General features: G+C 34.2%; 14 protein-coding genes, 4 tRNA genes and 1 pseudogene. 16 read left to right on the top strand and 3 right to left on the bottom strand.

The features are described from left to right. Nucleotides 1-90: 90 nt before the first annotated feature. The 3 genes and pseudogenes from FP432_RS04825 (at nucleotide 91) to FP432_RS04815 (ending at nucleotide 5,563) form a co-directional block, all read left to right on the top strand. Nucleotides 91-1,971 (top strand): TerB N-terminal domain-containing protein, encoded by a 1,881-nt coding sequence (locus FP432_RS04825; protein ID WP_265488193.1) that lies wholly within the window; start codon nucleotides 91-93, stop codon nucleotides 1,969-1,971. A gap of 2 nt (nucleotides 1,972-1,973) precedes the next feature. Beyond that, the gene (locus FP432_RS04820; RefSeq protein WP_265488192.1) at nucleotides 1,974-3,305 is read left to right on the top strand and encodes an ATP-binding protein; all 1,332 of its coding nucleotides are present in this window, start codon (nucleotides 1,974-1,976) and stop codon (nucleotides 3,303-3,305) included. Nucleotides 3,306-3,344: 39 nt separating this feature from the next. Next, a pseudogene (locus FP432_RS04815) lies at nucleotides 3,345-5,563 on the top strand (DEAD/DEAH box helicase). 52 nt (nucleotides 5,564-5,615) lie between these two features. On the opposite strand, the gene galE reads toward FP432_RS04815, so the two are convergent. Beyond that, nucleotides 5,616-6,608: a UDP-glucose 4-epimerase GalE gene (gene galE, locus FP432_RS04810; RefSeq protein ID WP_265488191.1), complete on the bottom strand. Its 993-nt coding sequence runs from the start codon at nucleotides 6,606-6,608 to the stop codon at nucleotides 5,616-5,618. A 187-nt stretch (nucleotides 6,609-6,795) separates the two neighbouring features. Here galE and FP432_RS04805 point away from each other — a divergent pair, with 187 nt between their 5' ends. The 7 genes from FP432_RS04805 to nagA all read left to right on the top strand — a co-directional run bounded on the left by FP432_RS04805 (nucleotide 6,796) and on the right by nagA (nucleotide 13,167). Further along, nucleotides 6,796-8,127: an FAD-dependent oxidoreductase gene (locus FP432_RS04805; protein ID WP_265488190.1), complete on the top strand. Its 1,332-nt coding sequence runs from the start codon at nucleotides 6,796-6,798 to the stop codon at nucleotides 8,125-8,127. Nucleotides 8,128-8,221: 94 nt separating this feature from the next. Further along, nucleotides 8,222-8,980: an NADPH-dependent oxidoreductase gene (locus FP432_RS04800; protein ID WP_265488189.1), complete on the top strand. Its 759-nt coding sequence runs from the start codon at nucleotides 8,222-8,224 to the stop codon at nucleotides 8,978-8,980. Nucleotides 8,981-9,040: 60 nt separating this feature from the next. After that, nucleotides 9,041-9,826 (top strand): putative ABC transporter permease, encoded by a 786-nt coding sequence (locus tag FP432_RS04795; RefSeq protein WP_265488188.1) that lies wholly within the window; start codon nucleotides 9,041-9,043, stop codon nucleotides 9,824-9,826. Nucleotides 9,827-9,877: 51 nt separating this feature from the next. Beyond that, a tRNA-Thr gene (locus FP432_RS04790) sits at nucleotides 9,878-9,950 on the top strand. Nucleotides 9,951-10,363: 413 nt separating this feature from the next. Next, entirely contained in the window at nucleotides 10,364-10,720 is a 357-nt protein-coding gene (locus FP432_RS04785) for a DUF6176 family protein (RefSeq protein WP_265488187.1), read from the top strand. 445 nt (nucleotides 10,721-11,165) lie between these two features. Then, the gene (locus FP432_RS04780) at nucleotides 11,166-11,828 is read left to right on the top strand and encodes a hypothetical protein (RefSeq protein WP_265489607.1); all 663 of its coding nucleotides are present in this window, start codon (nucleotides 11,166-11,168) and stop codon (nucleotides 11,826-11,828) included. Nucleotides 11,829-11,994: 166 nt separating this feature from the next. Further along, nucleotides 11,995-13,167 (top strand): N-acetylglucosamine-6-phosphate deacetylase, encoded by a 1,173-nt coding sequence (nagA, locus tag FP432_RS04775; protein WP_265488186.1) that lies wholly within the window; start codon nucleotides 11,995-11,997, stop codon nucleotides 13,165-13,167. 58 nt (nucleotides 13,168-13,225) lie between these two features. Here nagA and FP432_RS04770 read toward each other — a convergent pair whose 3' ends face one another. Then, nucleotides 13,226-13,747, bottom strand: a complete 522-nt coding sequence (locus FP432_RS04770; RefSeq protein WP_265489606.1) for a peptidoglycan-binding protein LysM — start codon at nucleotides 13,745-13,747, stop codon at nucleotides 13,226-13,228. 332 nt (nucleotides 13,748-14,079) lie between these two features. On the opposite strand from FP432_RS04770, the gene FP432_RS04765 reads away from it, so the two are divergent. The 6 genes from FP432_RS04765 to FP432_RS04740 all read left to right on the top strand — a co-directional run bounded on the left by FP432_RS04765 (nucleotide 14,080) and on the right by FP432_RS04740 (nucleotide 16,538). Continuing rightward, nucleotides 14,080-14,151, top strand: a tRNA-Gln gene (locus tag FP432_RS04765). Nucleotides 14,152-14,235: 84 nt separating this feature from the next. Further along, nucleotides 14,236-14,556, top strand: coding sequence for a DUF898 family protein (locus FP432_RS04760; protein WP_265488185.1), 321 nt, complete (start codon nucleotides 14,236-14,238; stop codon nucleotides 14,554-14,556). An 85-nt stretch (nucleotides 14,557-14,641) separates the two neighbouring features. Next, on the top strand, nucleotides 14,642-15,550 hold the full coding sequence (locus FP432_RS04755; protein WP_265488184.1) for an L-lactate dehydrogenase: 909 nt from the start codon (nucleotides 14,642-14,644) through the stop codon (nucleotides 15,548-15,550). A gap of 89 nt (nucleotides 15,551-15,639) precedes the next feature. Further along, nucleotides 15,640-16,326, top strand: coding sequence for a mucin-binding protein (locus FP432_RS04750; RefSeq protein WP_265488183.1), 687 nt, complete (start codon nucleotides 15,640-15,642; stop codon nucleotides 16,324-16,326). Nucleotides 16,327-16,377: 51 nt separating this feature from the next. Further along, nucleotides 16,378-16,459 (top strand) — tRNA-Tyr (locus tag FP432_RS04745). A 7-nt stretch (nucleotides 16,460-16,466) separates the two neighbouring features. After that, nucleotides 16,467-16,538: transfer RNA gene (locus tag FP432_RS04740), tRNA-Gln, on the top strand. A gap of 66 nt (nucleotides 16,539-16,604) precedes the next feature. Here FP432_RS04740 and FP432_RS04735 read toward each other — a convergent pair. Further along, a complete protein-coding gene (locus tag FP432_RS04735; protein ID WP_265488182.1) occupies nucleotides 16,605-16,907 on the bottom strand; it encodes a rhodanese-like domain-containing protein in 303 nt (100 codons plus the stop codon). Nucleotides 16,908-16,959 lie beyond the last annotated feature (52 nt).

The following is a 16,959-nucleotide window of genomic DNA, read 5'->3' as shown; positions in this document are numbered from 1 at the left end:
AAAACACTCCCTTTTTTGCGTTATATCAACTATCTTGGTATAATTTTAGAATATATGTTCGTATAAACTAAAAAGAAATGAGGTGAGAAGATGTTAACAAATGACTTAATTAAATATTTAAGGCAAAAATATGGTTTAACTTTTAAGCAAATGTTGGCTAACAATAGAAACATTTTTGTATTAATGCCACCTAATAGTGATGACTTTTTTGCTATTCTTTCTCGTGTACCTAATCAACAAATCGGAATTAGTGAAGATGGACATGCTGTTACTTTAGATTTGAAATGTGGAGATTTTTCTCAAACTTTAGTTGATTTACCTGGATTTACCAAATCATTTAGGATTAAAAGTAATAATTGGGTTGGAATGTGGCTTAATCAAGTAAATGATGAAGAAGTTAAAAAGACAGTAGATTATGCTTATAAATTAGCTCTTAATGGTGAAGTTAAAACTACAGGCCAGTATCTCTTAATTCCAGAAGAAGAAAAAAGTTCAGCATCAGAAACTTATCATGCTGAAAGAATTCCACCACGTAAGACTCATAAAACAAGTGAGCCAATTAAAGGTAAAAATAGTATAAATAATATTCCCCCGGAAATTGAAAAAATGCTGCAAAGCTACGACTATACGATTTTACCTGCTTTAGGTCGCCAAAAGAATTTTTATTATCAAGGTCAATTAATGGCTGGCTATGAGGATAATTATGAACAGAATTACGTGTTTAATCGTTTTTATCCGACTTATCATGATATGACAGTTCATCAACTCAGAACTTATTTTACTTGGCGTACTAAAGTAAGAAAGGGAGTTTATGATGCAACTAGTCGATCCTATGTCTTTATTTATATTTATGAATTACTCAACCAAATAGGTATTAAACAACCTGAGGAAGGATATAAATTATTAACTGATTTATATAACAATTATGTCTTACAGTTTGACCCTGAAATTGCCTCTTATCTCAAGCGTTGGATTAAAGATTATGTGGTCTTTTATAATTTGACAGATTATAAAAGTAAGGTATTATCTACCGAAATAGAGGAAGATAAATTAACAAAAGAATTACTAACTCCTAAGGATTCAACTGAGCTAATAGCAAATCTTGAGAAAATATCTACTTATCATGGTAAAAGTCCACTTGATAAAGATAAATACCAAGATTTAATCTTTTTTGTTTGGAATAAACTTTTATCCCATAAAGAATATTTTGATTTTGCTAGAGAAGTATTATTTGTAACGACGACAAGAGAATATTATTTTTTCTCACGTGCGCTTCTTTACAAGAGAAAACCAAAATTTGAAGTTTTTTCAATTACAGAAAATAGAAAATTTTATCAAAAGGATGGGCGGACTTATTATCAATACCTTTCTCCAGTTACGCGTCAAAAAACAAAATTAAACGCAGTACTTCATGAAATTGATCGCTTAAGTCGCTTAGAGTACCAGAGAGGAAGAAAGCTAAAAGCTAATACTTTAAATCAAGCCATGGTATTGGTAATAGAACAAGCTGTAAAAGACTTTCATCAAGCTGAAATTGAAGCTCAGCGACCAAAAATTAGGATTAATTTTGAACATCTAAATAAAATTCGTAGTGATGCCTCTGAGACTCGAGAAAGCTTATTAACTCAGGAAGAAAAAGAGCTAGAGCGTCAGGCTAAAAATGAATTAGAAACAGAAGAAAAACAAGAAAAGGTTAGTGAAAAAGAACAAACTGTTGAAGGAATAACAAGTAAAGCGTTACCTTATGGTTTAACTGCAGATGAGTATTTTTTCTTAATGTCTTTGTGGCATCAAACCTCATGGAAAGAAAACTTGCAGCAAAAACATTTAATGCCATCTATTTTGGCAGATGCTATTAATGAAAAATTATTTGATGAAATTGGGGATAGCATAATCGAATTTGATGGAGAAGAGCCTCAAATTATTTCAGACTATCTCCCAGATTTAGCAGATTTATTTAGTGAGGAGTAATTATGACTGAACAAAAGCGTAGAATCCCTAAAAGAATTGCTCAAACTGTTTTAAATTCTTTAAAGGGTGGCGTAGTGCCACGAATCGGTTTGCCATATATTACGGTTGGAAGAAAGGCAGAAATAGAAGCGTTACTTCATGATGTTGATATTATTAGTGAAGGTGGAGCTTCTTTCCGTTTTGTTGTGGGCCGATATGGTTCGGGAAAAAGCTTTTTACTACAAGCGATTCGTAACTATGTAATGGATAAGAATTTTGTTGTAGTAGATGGCGATCTTTCTCCTGAAAGAAGATTGCAGGGCACTAAGGGACAGGGCCTTGCAACTTATCGTGAGTTAATTCAAAATTTAGCCACTAAGACTCGTCCTGAAGGTGGAGCTTTACCGTTAATTTTAGATCGCTGGATTAATTCAGTTCAAGCACAAGTGGCGGAAGAATCCGGCTTGAGTCAGGAAAATAGTAGATTTTCTGAGTTAGTAGACAAAAAAATCTATGAGGTAATTTCAAGTCTGAACGAACTAGTGCATGGTTTTGATTTTGCGCAGCTTTTAAAGATGTACTATGAGGCCTATATAAATAATGATGAAGAGACTAGGGCAAAAGTAATTAAATGGTTTAGAGGTGAATACACGCGCAAAACAGAGGCTAAAAACGAATTAGGAGTTAACATCATTATTTCAGATGATGATTGGTATGAATATATTAAGCTATTTGCAATGTTCTTTAGACAAGCAGGCTATACGGGATTAATGGTAATGGTTGATGAACTTGTAAATATCTATAAGATTCCTAATAGCATTAGTCGTCAATATAATTATGAAAAAATGTTAACGATGTATAATGATGCTTTACAAGGAAAAGCAAAGTACCTCGGAATTATTATGGGTGCAACGCCACAAGCTGTGGAAGATAGAAGACGAGGAGTTTACAGTTATGAAGCCTTGCGATCACGTTTAGCAAATGGAAAATTTTCAAAAGCAGGTGCCAGTGATATGTATGCACCTGTGATTAAGTTAGAACCTTTAAATGCAGAAGAAATGTTGGTTTTAACTGAGAAATTAGCCCAGATGCATGCTTCACTTTATGGCTATGAAATGACAATTAGTGACGAAGATCTAGCTACTTTTATTAAGATTGAATATGGGCGTGTTGGTGCAGATAGTAATATTACACCGCGTGAAGTAATTCGTGATTTTATTGAGTTGTTGGATATTACCTTACAACATCCAGACAAACAAATTAGCGACTTGCTCAATTCAGATGAGTTTAGCTACACTAAGTCGGAAGCAGTGTCCGATGAAAAAGGAGCAGATTACACTGAATTTACAATTTAGTTGTGAGTTTATTTTTTAATAAAGGGAGGGATGAAGCAGATGAATGTATTTGAGCAATATGCTCCATTTATTCAGGATTATATTTATGAACAAGGTTGGCAAAGTTTGCGTCCCATTCAAGTAGCAGCTGCGCAAGAGCTTTTTAATACCGAAAATAATGTTTTATTAGCTGCTTCGACTGCTTCCGGTAAGACAGAAGCAGCTTTTTTCCCCATTCTTTCAGATATAAGTGAAAATCCAGCTGATTCAGCTCAGGTGCTTTATATTGCCCCTCTTAAAGCTTTGATTAATGATCAATTTGATCGGTTAAATGATTTAACTAGGGATTCCGAGATCAAGATTTGGCGTTGGCATGGTGATGTAGCCCAGACGCAGAAACGTAAATTATTAAAAAAGCCATCAGGAATATTACAAATTACGCCAGAATCTTTGGAAAGTTTGATGATTAACAAACATATGGCCATTCCTGATTTATTCCATGGTTTAAAATATATTGTAATTGACGAGCTGCATTCATTTTTGCGGAGTGATCGAGGTGGACAAACTTTCTGTTTGCTTGAAAGATTATCTAAATTAGCACAAGTTAAACCTCGGAGAGTGGGTTTATCGGCTACTATTGGAGATATGACGGCTGCCGCCAAATTTTTAGGTGCTGGTAGTGGGCGTAAAACTAGTGCACCGAAGGTTCAAAATGGTAAACAAGTTTGGCGACTATCAATGGAACACTTTTACCAAACTGATCCTCAAGCAACAAGTGATAATTTTGATCCGGCAGAAATTGTTGAACCTAAAACTGACATTGCGCCTGCTTTAGCTGATCCAGGAATTGGCTACATTTTTGAGCATACTCGTGGAAAGAAAAGTTTAATCTTTACTAATAGTCGCGAGGAATGTGAATCAGTTTGCCAAGAATTGCGAGAATATTGTAGCTATAGCCATGAACCTGATCGTTTTTTGATTCATCATGGTAACTTATCTCCCGCATTGCGCCAAACAGCTGAAGATGCTATGAAAGATCCGGATGCCTATGTGTCTACCTGTGCTACGGCGACATTAGAGCTGGGAATAGATGTAGGAAAATTAGAAAGTGCATATCAAATAGATGCACCCTTCACAGTTTCTGGCTTTTTACAGAGGATGGGACGCACTGGGCGTAGAGGAACACCGCCTGAAATGCATTTTATTATGCGTGAAGAACATCCAGAATCAAGAGCAATGTTACCAGAACTTATTCCTTGGAGCTTATTACAAGGGATTGCCTTAATTCAACTTTATGCAGAAGAACATTGGGTTGAGCCGCCTCAGCCGAATCGACTGCCTTACAGTTTGCTTTATCATCAAACTATGTCTACTTTAGCAGCAAGTGGTGAAATGAGTCCGGCTGAATTAGCAAGTCGGGTTTTGTCATTAGCTTACTTTCATAATGTCAGCCAAAAGGATTATCAAGTTTTATTACGGTACCTCCTAAAAATCGATCATATCCAAAAGACTGAAAATGGTGGTCTGATTCTAGGCTTAGCTGGGGAAAAGATTGTTAATAACTTTAAGTTCTATGCAGTATTTATGGAAAATGAAGAGTTTAGTGTTCATGCTGCAAATGAAGAATTAGGGACAATTGTTAAGCCACCGCCGGTAGGAGATAAGATTGCCATTGCTGGACGTGTATGGGTAGTAGATGAGATCGATCGTAAACGGCATCAAGTATATTGTCACGGCGTAAAAGGACATATTGGAGCATATTTTGGGGATGTAGCAGGAGACATTCATCCTAAAATTTTACAAAGAATGAAGCAGATTCTTTTTGAAGATAAGCAGTATCCATATCTGATGAAAAATGCGCAAGCACGATTAGCACAATTGCGCGAAACCGCACAACAAGCCGGTTTGGATCGGCATTCTTTAATTAATCTAGGTGGAAAAATGTGGGCATTTTTCCCTTGGACAGGCAGCTATGCATTTTTAGCTTTAGAGAGATTATTAAGAATCAAATGTAAGGATCAATTAAAGCTTAAAAATTTCGAATCAACTAGGCCTTATTTTATGACCTTTACAATGGATGCAAATGAAGATCAGTTCTTTGAAGTGTTACGCAGAGAAGCAAGAGAAAAATTTGATCCCTTAGAGCTAGTATTTCCAAATGAAGTTCCAGTATTTGATAAATACGATGAATTTTTACCTGATGAGCTTGTCAAAAAGAATTTGCTAATGGTGTATTAGATGTTTCAGAAATGCGTAAATGTGTAGAATCAATGGCATAATAAAAAACGGAAAGTTCAATTGAACTTTCCGTTTTTGTTTGAATAAATTAGCTTATTTATCTTCGTAACCGTTAGGATGGTTTTGGTGCCATTTCCAAGCAGAGGCAATTACTTCTTCAACATTTTCATGTTTAGGTTGCCACCCTAAAACAGTTCTAGCTTTAGTTGAATTGGCAACTAGACTATCTGGATCACCACCACGACGTGGCCCAATAGTATAAGGAATATCAATTCCAGTAACTTTTTTGGCTGCTTCAAGAATTTCTAAGTTAGAGTAACCATGAGCAGTACCTAAGTTAAAGACATCGGATTTATTGGTTTTCATTAAGTGCTTTAAAGCAAGAATATGAGCATCACTTAAATCTTCAACTTGAACGTAATCACGTACGTTAGTACCGTCTTTAGTATCATAGTCGTCACCAAAAATAGTAAAGTTACCATCACCCGCAATAGCACTCTTTAAAATATTTGGAATTAAGTGAGTTTCAGGACCATGGTCTTCACCAATTGAACCATCGCTAGAAGCACCAGCAACATTGAAATAACGTAAGGCAACAGACTTGATGCCATCAGCCTTATCAGCCCAGTGCATAATTTTTTCCATCATCATCTTGGTTTCACCATATGGATTGATTGGATCAAGTGGACTATCTTCAGTAATTGGTAATGACTTAGGAATACCATAAGTTGCAGCAGAGGAAGAAAATACTAAGTATTTTACGTTAGCATCATTCATAGCTTGTAATAAAGAAATCATGCCAGAAACATTGTTATCGTAATATTTCAAAGGCTTTTTAACAGATTCTGGAACAAGAGAATAAGCAGCAAAGTGCATAACTGCATCAATATTTTCATCACGAAGGATTTTACTTACTAAAAATTTATCTTCAATATCACCTTGGTAGAACTTAGCTCTTTTATCAACAGCTTTTCTGTGACCAGTGTAAAGAGAATCAAGAACAACAACTTCGTTGCCATCTTCAAGTAAGCCTTTAACTGCATGCGAACCAATATAACCGGCTCCACCGATAACTAATACTTTCATAAACATAACTCCTTAAAATTATTGAATTGTTATGTTAATCATATCATATGAAGAACAACTTAAACTTAAAAGATCATGAAAGATCATAAAGTAAAGAAGAATTAAGCAGGAATGATGACAGTGGTTAGGCAAAGTATTATGATAGTAACAATTAAGTAGGTTACTATTTAAAAGCGAGGTGCTAATATTGAAAACTATTGAAAATATTATTATCGGTTTTGGTAAAGGTGGAAAAACTTTAGCCAAATTTTTAGCTCAAAAGGGCGAAGAAGTCTTAGTTGTGGAAAAATCTAATCAGATGTACGGAGGAACTTGTATCAATATCGCATGTTTGCCTTCTAAGCGTCTTATTATTGAGGCTGGTAATGGCATGGATTTTGTCGATGCGGTTAGTGGAAAAAATGAAATGACCACGCTTCTAAGAAATAAAAATTATCACATGTTAGCTGATGAAAAGATGATAACTGTCTTAGATGGAGAAGCTAGATTTATTAATGATCACGAAATAGAAGTAAAAACTGCGAGTGGAGTCGATAAATATCGGGGTAAAAGAATCTTTATTAATACGGGAGCAGTTCCAGTAATGCTTCCAATTTCAGGTTTAAAGGAAAGTAAGTTCCTATTAGATTCTACGGCAGCAATGGAACAAACCTCTTTACCAAAAGAATTAGTAATTATTGGAGCAGGGTACATTGGCTTAGAGTTTGCGGCAATGTTTGCTAAATATGGTTCAATAGTTACGGTTTTGGATCATAATTCTGACTTTATTCCTCGTGAAGATGATGATATTAGTGAGGTGGTAAAAAAGGATCTAGAAGATCTAGGAGTTAAGTTTGAATTAGGCGTGGAAATCGAAAAAGTAGTTGATCATGATGACTACACTAGCGTTATTTATAAAACTAAAAGTGGGGAAGAAAAACAAGCTATTGGAAATCGTATTTTAGCTGCTACGGGTCGTAAGCCAAATACTGCTCATCTTGGCTTGGAAAATACTAATATCAAAGTTAATAGTCGTGGAGCAATCGAAGTAAATAAACATTTAGAGACAAGTGTAAAGGATGTTTGGGCAATTGGTGATGTAAAGGGTGGTCTCCAATTTACTTATATTTCTTTGGATGATTATCGTATTATTAAAAGTCAATTATTCGGTAATGGTGAATATACATTAGAAAGTAGAAAGAATATTCCTTATAGTGTCTTTATTGATCCAGCTCTCTCAGAAGTTGGTCTAACTGAAAAAGAAGCAAAGGCTCAAGGAATTGAATATGAAATACACAAATTGCCAGTGGCTGCTATTCCTAAAGCTCGTGTAGCTAAGGATACTCGCGGATTATTTAAGGCGTTGGTAAATCCTAAAAATAATCAAATTTTAGGTGCAACCTTATATGGAATTGAATCGTATGAGCTAATTAATACCATTTCTTTAGCTATTAATCAGAATATTCCAGCCACTGTTTTAAGAGATCAAATTTACACTCATCCAACAATGAGTGAAGCGTTCAACGACCTTTTCAAATAAAGAAAATATAAGAAGAAAAGTATTTGGAATTTTGCCAAGTACTTTTTTTATGTTATATACTTTTAGTAAGTAAATTAAAGAAAGAAGAATCCCGATGATCCATAATTTAACTACTGATGCTCAGGTTAATCACCGCTCAATTCGAAAATATAAAAATCAAACTTTAAGTGAAGAGCAGTTAACTACTTTGTATAAGGTTTTTCAGCATACTTCTACAAGTATGTTTATGCAAAATGCTTCCTTAATACATATAACCGATCCTGCTAAAAAGAAGAAAATTCAGGAACTTTGTAATCAAAAATATGTAGGTGCAGAAGGAGATTTGTTTATCTTTGTAGTTGATTTGTACCGTAATCAGCAAATTCGTAAACAATTAGGTCACGATGATGGCAGAGTTCATACAACTGATATTTTCTTCCAAGCAATGGAAGATACGCTGTTAGCTTTTCAAAATGTTGCTAATGCCGTTGAAAGTATGGGTTTAGGTTATGTTGCTCTTGGTACAGTGAATGATCACCCTAAAGCGATGTTAAAAGAACTAGATTTGCCTAAACTTACTTTTCCTGTTTTAGGGATGCAAGTAGGAGTGCCTGATCAAGAGCCACAATTAAAACCTAGATTACCACTTGAATTTTCTTGCTTTGAAAATGAGTATAAGAAGGACTTTGATGTAAAAGATTTAGCTGATTATGATCAAATTGTTACTACTTATTATGATTTACGTGATGCTAATCGCAGAATTGATTCTTTCACTAAACAAATTTCTGGAGCAAAGCTAGATAATCATGAAACTGATCGTGATGAATTGCCTGAGCTTTTACATGAACAAGAACTTTGCTTAGATTGGAAGTAAAGCAAAATTATAGCTAATAATTTTATAAAGTATATGAGACAATAATTGCAGGAGGTTTTTATGCCATATTCACTTTCGGAAATTATTGTCTTATTTTTTACCTATTCAGTTATCGGCTGGATTTGGGAAACGTTCTATTGTTCCATTAAAGACGGACACTATGAGTATCGTGGCTTTTTATTTGGACCATATTGTCCTGTGTATGGATTTGCAGTAACTACAATTTTAGTATGTACTTATAAAGTACAAGATAATATTTTACTTCTATTTATTGTAGGGATGGTCGTGGCTACGATATTCGAATTCATTGCTAGTTTATTTTTAGAAAAAGTATTCCATCTAGTGCTTTGGGATTATTCTCATCTATGGGGAAATATCCAAGGTCGTGTAGCTCCAATTATTTCCTTGTTTTGGGGAATTGGAGTGGTTCTCTTAGTAAAATTTGTTCAGCCAGTTGTTCAAAGAGTAATTAACTGGGAAGAAATGAAAACCCATGGGGCATTGGCTCTTATTATTGTCATTGTAATGGGGACCGACCTTGTATGTACCATTATCAGTGTAGAAAAATTCCACAATACTACTCAGAAGTGGAACGAAAGAATCAATGCTCGCTTAGACAAGATGCATGCTGAGATTGACCATGTAACTGAAAATTGGAAAGTTAGAAAACAAATGGAAAATTGGCGTGAAGATATGATTAAGCATATTGATGAAATTCGTCCTAAAGAACATTTAACTTGGAACCAAAGACGTTTATTACGAAGCTACACTAAAATGAAGTTTAATGATACAAAGCACTTCAATAATTTGAAGCAAGATTTAATTAAACATGGTTTGTTAAAATAGAAATTTGAATTTAACTGAGCTTTTTTGCTATAATTTTGATTGTTAAAAGTAGCTGAATTAGCTCAGTTGGTAGAGCGCTTCCCTCGTAAAGAAGAGGTCGCCAGTTCGATCCTGGCATTCAGCATTTTTTATATAATTGTGGTCTTATCTAGGGCAATAAAAAAGTCTATGATAAGGCTTTTTTATTTGATTTGTAATAATTTGAAATGTTTTGAAAAATATTGATTTAAATTGAAATTAAATGAAATAGACACACTACAGACACACAAAAAAATCTGTGTATCTGCAGTGTGTTGGGGAGGTTATAAACTTAGTTGCAGTATAGTTGTAGATATAGTTAAAAATATCTATGATTATGCTTTTTTTATAAAAACAATAGGTAAATGATTAATTATATGAAGTGATATAGTTAATTTTAGTAATTTAAGCTAAATAATGGAAAAATATTATGGTTTTAGACTGACAATATCAAACTAATGCCTGAATAGTGGGTTTAAAACCGTAAATTTATAAAAGAAAAAATAATAAGGAGGAATAATGGTAAAAATTGAGTTAACACGTTTTAGAATTAAAAAAGGAAAAGAGGAAAGGGCACAGGAATGGATGGACTTTCTCAATAATCATCATGAGGATACAATAGGCACTATGGCTGCTGAGAAAATGTTTATTGAAACAGTTTTTGCTGAAAAGTCTAAAGATGGATATATGTATTTCTACTGGTATTCTATTCAAGGTGAAGGTGGGCAACCTGTAGAAGAATCAGAAAATTATATCGATAAAAAGCATAATGAATACTGGGACGAATGCATCGATGAAACCTATAAACCTGTTGATATGAACTTAGAAGAGAGTCTAATTACTCCAAGCATCAATAAAATTATTCATAAAAACTAGCTATCTAGGCTATACTTGGCTGGATAAATAAAAGATCTATAAATGTCTGAATAAAAACCGCTACCCTGTAAATGAAAATGGGTAACGGTTTTATTATTTCTTGTATTTGTATCATTTATACTGAGCCTTGATTAATTACGTATCAAGTTAGTTATAAGAAGTTATTCAGATGAGGATAGCTTTACGGAACTTTTTATCACGACAAAGTTACAATGTTAAGCCAATGTAACATAAGTACTCTTTATTACAGCAATGTAACAGAATGGCGCATTTTCTTAATCTAAATCCATTACTTATGAAACAGACCTGCAATATAAACCTTGTACTATAGATACTGTCGATTGAGAGAAATAAATTATATTTATTTTATTAATTAGAAGGAGAAAAATTAATTTTGAAGAATTTTAAATCCATCAATATTAAATCTGTTCTAACTAAATCACTTATGGCAGCAGGCGTTGCTTTTGCAAGTCTTGTTGCATTAACTACTACTACAAATAAAGATGTACACGCAGCAACCACTGCAAATGACCCAGAAGTTGTGACTGTAAACTATGTTCCAGATTACGGAATTGCGGTTTGGAATCATGCAAATACTTTATCACATACAACTGGTCAATATTTACCACACGCAACTTCATGGAAAGTGATTGATTCAGCATATGATGCTCAAGGTAATAAATGGTATGACCTTGGTAAGAATCAATGGGTAATGGCAAAATGGGTACGTGCTGGACTTAATTCTGTAGATCCAGATGTTGCCTATGATTACGTTGCTCCACAAACTCAAGCTCCAGTAGCTCAAACTACTAATAATACTTACAGTAGTCAAGCTACAACTAGTTCATCAAGTAACAACTCAAGCTACACTTCAAGTGTAAGTGGTTCTGAAGCTGCTGCTAAAGCATGGATTGCTGGTCGTGAATCAGGCGGTTCTTACACTGCTCGTAATGGTCAATATGTAGGTAAGTACCAATTATCAGCAGCATACTTAAATGGTGACTACTCAGCAGCTAACCAAGAACGTGTTGCTGACAACTACGTAAAGAGTCGTTACGGTTCATGGACTGCTGCTCAAAGTTTCTGGCAAGCTAACGGTTGGTACTAAAATTAAATAGAATATTTAGTTCTAACACTTTAATAATATACTTCAAACAAACACAGAAAGGATATCCCAAAGATATCCTTTTTTGTGTTCTAGATATATTGTTTTTTGCTAAAAAAAGTTAAACTGTAAAATGTAATAGCTGGATTCTTAAAGAGGAGAAAATAAAATGTCTTATTATATTCATGCAAGTAAATTCTTCTTAGAAAATAGAACTGAAATCGGTGGCTATTTAAAGGTAGAAGATAACGGTAAGTTTAGTCTTTACTATCCAGAAAATGAAAAGCCAGTAGATGGAAAAATTAAAGAATACAATGATAAATGGATTGCACCAGGCTATTTTGATACGCATATTCATGGTCTTTTGGAAGAGGATGTAATGAAGAGCAACTGGGAAGGAATTAATAAAATTTCTGAAGGTTTATTACGTGCTGGGGTAACAAGTTGGTTACCAACCACTATTACTGCTGGTCATGATCAATTAATTAAAATTTGTCAGATGTTTGCGGCTAATAAGGGAAAAGAGACCGGTGCTAAAATCCAAGGAATTCATTTTGAGGGTCCATATTTTACTCCAGAACATGGTGGAGCAGAAAATCCAAAATACATGCGAGATCCATCAATTAAAGAGTTACATGAATATGAAGAAGCTTCTGCAGGGATGCTGGTTAAAATGTCGCTAGCACCTGAAAGACAAGGAGCACGTGAATTTGTTAGAGAAGCTGTAAAAGATGGAATAACGATTGCTTTAGGACATTCTAGTTCTAATTTTGAAAAGGCAATTGCATGTATTGAAGCAGGTGCCTCAATGTTTTGCCATACGTATAATGGGATGAATCAATTATCTCAGCATGAACCTAATATAATTGGTGCAGCATATTCAGCACGCTTAGTTACAGATGAATTGATTTGTGATGGTCACCATGTTGAAGAACCAGCGGTCCGTGCGTTAATTAATGCAAAGGGCCCAGAACATATTGCTTTAATCACTGATTGTATGGAAGCGGGTTTAATGCCAGATGGTGACTACATGTTAGGAGAATTGCCAGTTTATGTAAAAGATGGAATGGCTCGCTTAAAAGAAAATAATAATTTAGCTGGAAGTATTTTATTGTTAAAAGATGCAGTAAAAAATCTGGTTAATTGGAATGTAGTAACACCAGAAGATGCAATTATGATGGCTTCTTATGTACCGGCTAATAGCGTAAATATGGCCAAGAAGTGTGGAGTTATCAAGCCAGATCATGATGCAGATTTTATTGTTTTAGATCATAACTTAGAAGTAGAAGAAACTTACTTAAATGGTGTTTCTAGATTTAAAAAACATAAAAGTTACGAGTAGTAAATGCAAAAAAAGACTAGGAATTATTCCTAGTCTTTTTTGTCTAACTATCTAAATTTTAGTACCAGCCGTGACGGATCCAAAAGTTTTTGGCATTAACCCATGAACCATAACGACTTTTTACGTAATTATTAGCAACTCGTTCTTGATTAGCTGGTGAGTAGTCACCGTGTAAATATGATGCTGATAATTGATACTTACCAACATATTGGCCATTACGAGCAGTATAAGAACCGCCTGATTCACGATTTGCAATCCAGTTCTTAGCAGCTTGTTCAGCAGAAGAAGTAGCTTGAGTAGAAGTAGTTACTTTGGCAGAATCGATAGTATATTTAGCCATAATCCATTGATTAAGACCCAAATCATACCAAGTATTACCTTGAGAATCTGTTGCAGTTGCGATTACCTTGTAGCTATCGCCATGCTTCAAGTATTGACCAGTTGTGTGTCCACCTTGGTAGTTGCTCCAAACAGCAATTCCGTATCCTGGTACATAATTGATTGTAACTGATTGAGTAGCAGCTTGTACTTGTGTAGTTGGGTTAACAGTATTAACAGCAACTAAACCAGAAAATGCAATTGCGACACCTGCAGATAATTTTACTAAAGTAGATTTGAACTTATTCAAACTAAATTCTCCTTTTATGTTAATCAAAAATATTAGTTATTTGTTTTTATCTGATGGTTTTAATAATACAAGCTTAATATTGCAGAGTTATTACAGAATAGGGACGGAAATATTATAATCAGGTAAAAATAATAGATAAAATTGTAAAAAAAGTAAGTTTATGAAGGTAGAAAACACTAAAAACATGGAGTTAGGAAAAAATTTATATTTTAATATTGACTTGTGAAATAAATTCCCTTATATTTATATATGTTGAACGACAAGTAAAAAGTTTAACTGGACAATGGGTTATAGCCAAGTGGTAAGGCAATGGTTTTTGGTACCATCATGCGCTGGTTCGAATCCAGCTAACCCAATATTTAAGCTAGGTCAGAAGGACCTAGCTTTTTTTTACTTAAAAAGTACGATAATTATGGATATAAAAAATGGAGGTTATGATAGTGGAAACTAGACATGGTAGAGATTCTTTTTTTGATGGTGGCCTATTTGCTTATATTGGCTGGAGAATATTAGGCTTTATTTTAACAGTATGTACATTTGGGATCTGTTTTCCTTGGGCTTTATGTTTAATATATGGTTGGGAAACTAACCACACAGTCATTGAAGGACATCGAATGAAATTTGTAGGTAGTGCAGTAGGTTTATTTGGTAATTGGATTAAATGGCTAGTTCTATCAATTATTACCGTAGGGATTTATAGTTTTTGGGTAGGAATAAAACTACGTGATTGGAAGGCTAAGAATACTATATTTGTTAGCTAATAGCATTATTTAGGAGTTTTTAGTCTTATACTATTAGGAAAGAGAATAGTCAATCATTTGTTGGAACGAGAGAGTGTGAGGAGAAATGAGAAAAGTAGCAATTATTGGATTAGGACATGTTGGTGCAACAGTAGCTTATACAATTTTTACTCATGGTTATGCTGATACCTTAGTATTATTGGATAAAAATCAAGCTAAAGTAGAAGCCGAGTATAACGATTTACGCGATACTTTGGCACGCAATAATTATTATGTAAATGTTGTAAGGCAAGATTGGAAAGAATTAAAAGATACTGATGTAATTATTACAGCTTTCGGTGATATTGCTGCTACAGTAAAAACTGGTGATCGTTTTGGAGAATTTGACATTAATGCTAAGAATACTCAAGAAGTCGGTCAACAAATTAAAGCAAGTGGATTTAATGGTGTAATAATTAATATTTCAAATCCTTGTGATGCAATTTCTACTCTTTTACAAGAGAGTACAGGATTATCTAAGAACCAAGTATTTGGCACCGGAACTTTTTTAGATACAGCACGGATGCAACGAATTGTGGGTGAAAAGTTAAACGAAGACCCAAGAAGTGTAGAAGGATTTGTGTTAGGAGAACACGGCGCCTCACAGTTTACTGCTTGGTCAACTGTACGAGTAAATGGTAAAAGTGCAAATGAGCTTTTTTCTAAATCTGAAGAAGAAACTTTGGGTGCGCAGCCCAATAAGAACTCGATGAGAGTCGCAGCTGGAAAGGGATATACTTCTTATGCTATAGCTACCTGCGGAGTTAGATTAATGCAGGCTGTCTTTGCAAATGCGCGTTTATTTGCACCGACATCAGTATTCTTAGATGAAGTAGGTACCTATATTGGCTATCCTGCAATTATTGGAAAAGATGGGATTGAAGAAGTTCCAGCACTTGAGTTGACTGAAGCTGAAGAACAAAAATTACAAGATTCAGCATCAATTATCAAAAAACATATTGCTCAATTAAAATAAAAAGAGGTATTAATACCTCTTTTTTTGTTTCTATTAAATTAGGGTCTACAATGTAGGTAAAGTGAATTAGAGGGATTAGGATGATACTTATGATAAAGAAAAATAATATTTTAAAAAAAGTTAGTTTACCTACAATTACCCTGGGAATGTTAATGGGGACGCTGTTTTTAGGTTCTACTGCTCATGCCGATACTATTAATAGTAGTAATAATTTACATTCAGAAAATATAAAAGTTAATAGAGCAGACGAAGATGTAACGCAAATACATAATGTTACTGAAACTATTAATTATGTATATGAGGATGGAAGCCAAGCTGCCCCTACTAAAACTGTTACTCGTTCTTTTTCAAGAGTGGATATTGAAAACAAAGCAAATAGGATGATTGTAAATCCAGGTGGTGGTTGGAATACTCGAAGCCAAACCTTTGATGCTGTGCCTTCACCAGAAATTTCAGGTTATAAAGCTAATATGAATATCGTTGATCCTCAAACTATAAATCCTGATAGTCAAAATCTAATATTTACAGTTATTTATACACCACTTGAAGAGAGGGCTGAAATGAGTAATACCTCAAATAATAATTCAAGTGGAGCTGAATCTAATACTAACCAAAAAAGTGAAAATGCTGTCGTAACTGCTGCTGATGGTAAAAAAGGACAGCTTCCTCAAACTGGTGTTAAAGAAAATAGTCAACTTATTGGATCGATAATAGGGATGATGCTAACTTTAATAAGTATATTGGGCTTTAGTAAAAAAGTAGAAGAAAAGTTATAATTTTTCTTGCATTACTCAATTAATTTTTGTATTATAGTTGAGTAACGTTAAGGAGGCCTAGCGAAGTGGCTAAACGCGGCGGTCTGTAAAACCGCTCTCTCTGAGTTCGGTGGTTCGAATCCACTGGCCTCCATCGTTATTGGGTTATAGCCAAGTGGTAAGGCAATGGTTTTTGGTACCATCATGCGCTGGTTCGAATCCAGCTAACCCAATTGTTCTTAAAGAACACCCAACCCGAAAAAAAGACCATCTCTGATGGTCTTTTTTTATTTCTTTATTTAAAAATCATGTGCGAGTTTGCCGTGCCAAGAAAATATGTTTTCTTTTATATGAAAAATATTCCCATATCCTTTTTCTTTTAAATAATCATAAGCTTCTTTTGCGCGTCGACCAGTATTACAAATTAGAAGATATGAATGATGTTTTGGAAAATTAAAATGAATTAATTCATCAAGAGGAAAATTAATACTTACTGGAATATGACCAGTGGCAAACTCGATTGAAGATCTGACGTCAATCAAATAGCTATTAGGATTGTTTTTTAGATGTTGATTAATACTTTTAATTGAAATCACAGTCATATTTTATACCTCCATAAGTTAAATTTTATAGATATTTTTTGGAGGAAAGTGG

It is taken from the genome of Lactobacillus sp. PV034 (genome assembly GCF_014522305.1).
Classification (GTDB): Bacteria; Bacillota; Bacilli; order Lactobacillales; family Lactobacillaceae; genus Lactobacillus.
This window is presented reverse-complemented; position numbering and strand designations above follow the sequence as displayed.

Excerpts from the sequence above, each read along its gene's own strand:
- FP432_RS04750 (WP_265488183.1), top strand. The coding sequence starts at position 15,640 with ATGATAAAGAAAAATAATATTTTAAAAAAAGTTAGTTTACCTACAATT.
- FP432_RS04825 (WP_265488193.1), top strand. The coding sequence starts at position 91 with ATGTTAACAAATGACTTAATTAAATATTTAAGGCAAAAATATGGTTTA.
- galE (WP_265488191.1), bottom strand. The coding sequence starts at position 6,608 with ATGAAAGTATTAGTTATCGGTGGAGCCGGTTATATTGGTTCGCATGCA.
- nagA (WP_265488186.1), top strand. The coding sequence starts at position 11,995 with ATGTCTTATTATATTCATGCAAGTAAATTCTTCTTAGAAAATAGAACT.
- FP432_RS04795 (WP_265488188.1), top strand. The coding sequence starts at position 9,041 with ATGCCATATTCACTTTCGGAAATTATTGTCTTATTTTTTACCTATTCA.
- FP432_RS04735 (WP_265488182.1), bottom strand. The coding sequence starts at position 16,907 with ATGACTGTGATTTCAATTAAAAGTATTAATCAACATCTAAAAAACAAT.
- FP432_RS04780 (WP_265489607.1), top strand. The coding sequence starts at position 11,166 with ATGGCAGCAGGCGTTGCTTTTGCAAGTCTTGTTGCATTAACTACTACT.
- FP432_RS04820 (WP_265488192.1), top strand. The coding sequence starts at position 1,974 with ATGACTGAACAAAAGCGTAGAATCCCTAAAAGAATTGCTCAAACTGTT.
- FP432_RS04785 (WP_265488187.1), top strand. The coding sequence starts at position 10,364 with ATGGTAAAAATTGAGTTAACACGTTTTAGAATTAAAAAAGGAAAAGAG.
- FP432_RS04800 (WP_265488189.1), top strand. The coding sequence starts at position 8,222 with ATGATCCATAATTTAACTACTGATGCTCAGGTTAATCACCGCTCAATT.
- FP432_RS04755 (WP_265488184.1), top strand. The coding sequence starts at position 14,642 with ATGAGAAAAGTAGCAATTATTGGATTAGGACATGTTGGTGCAACAGTA.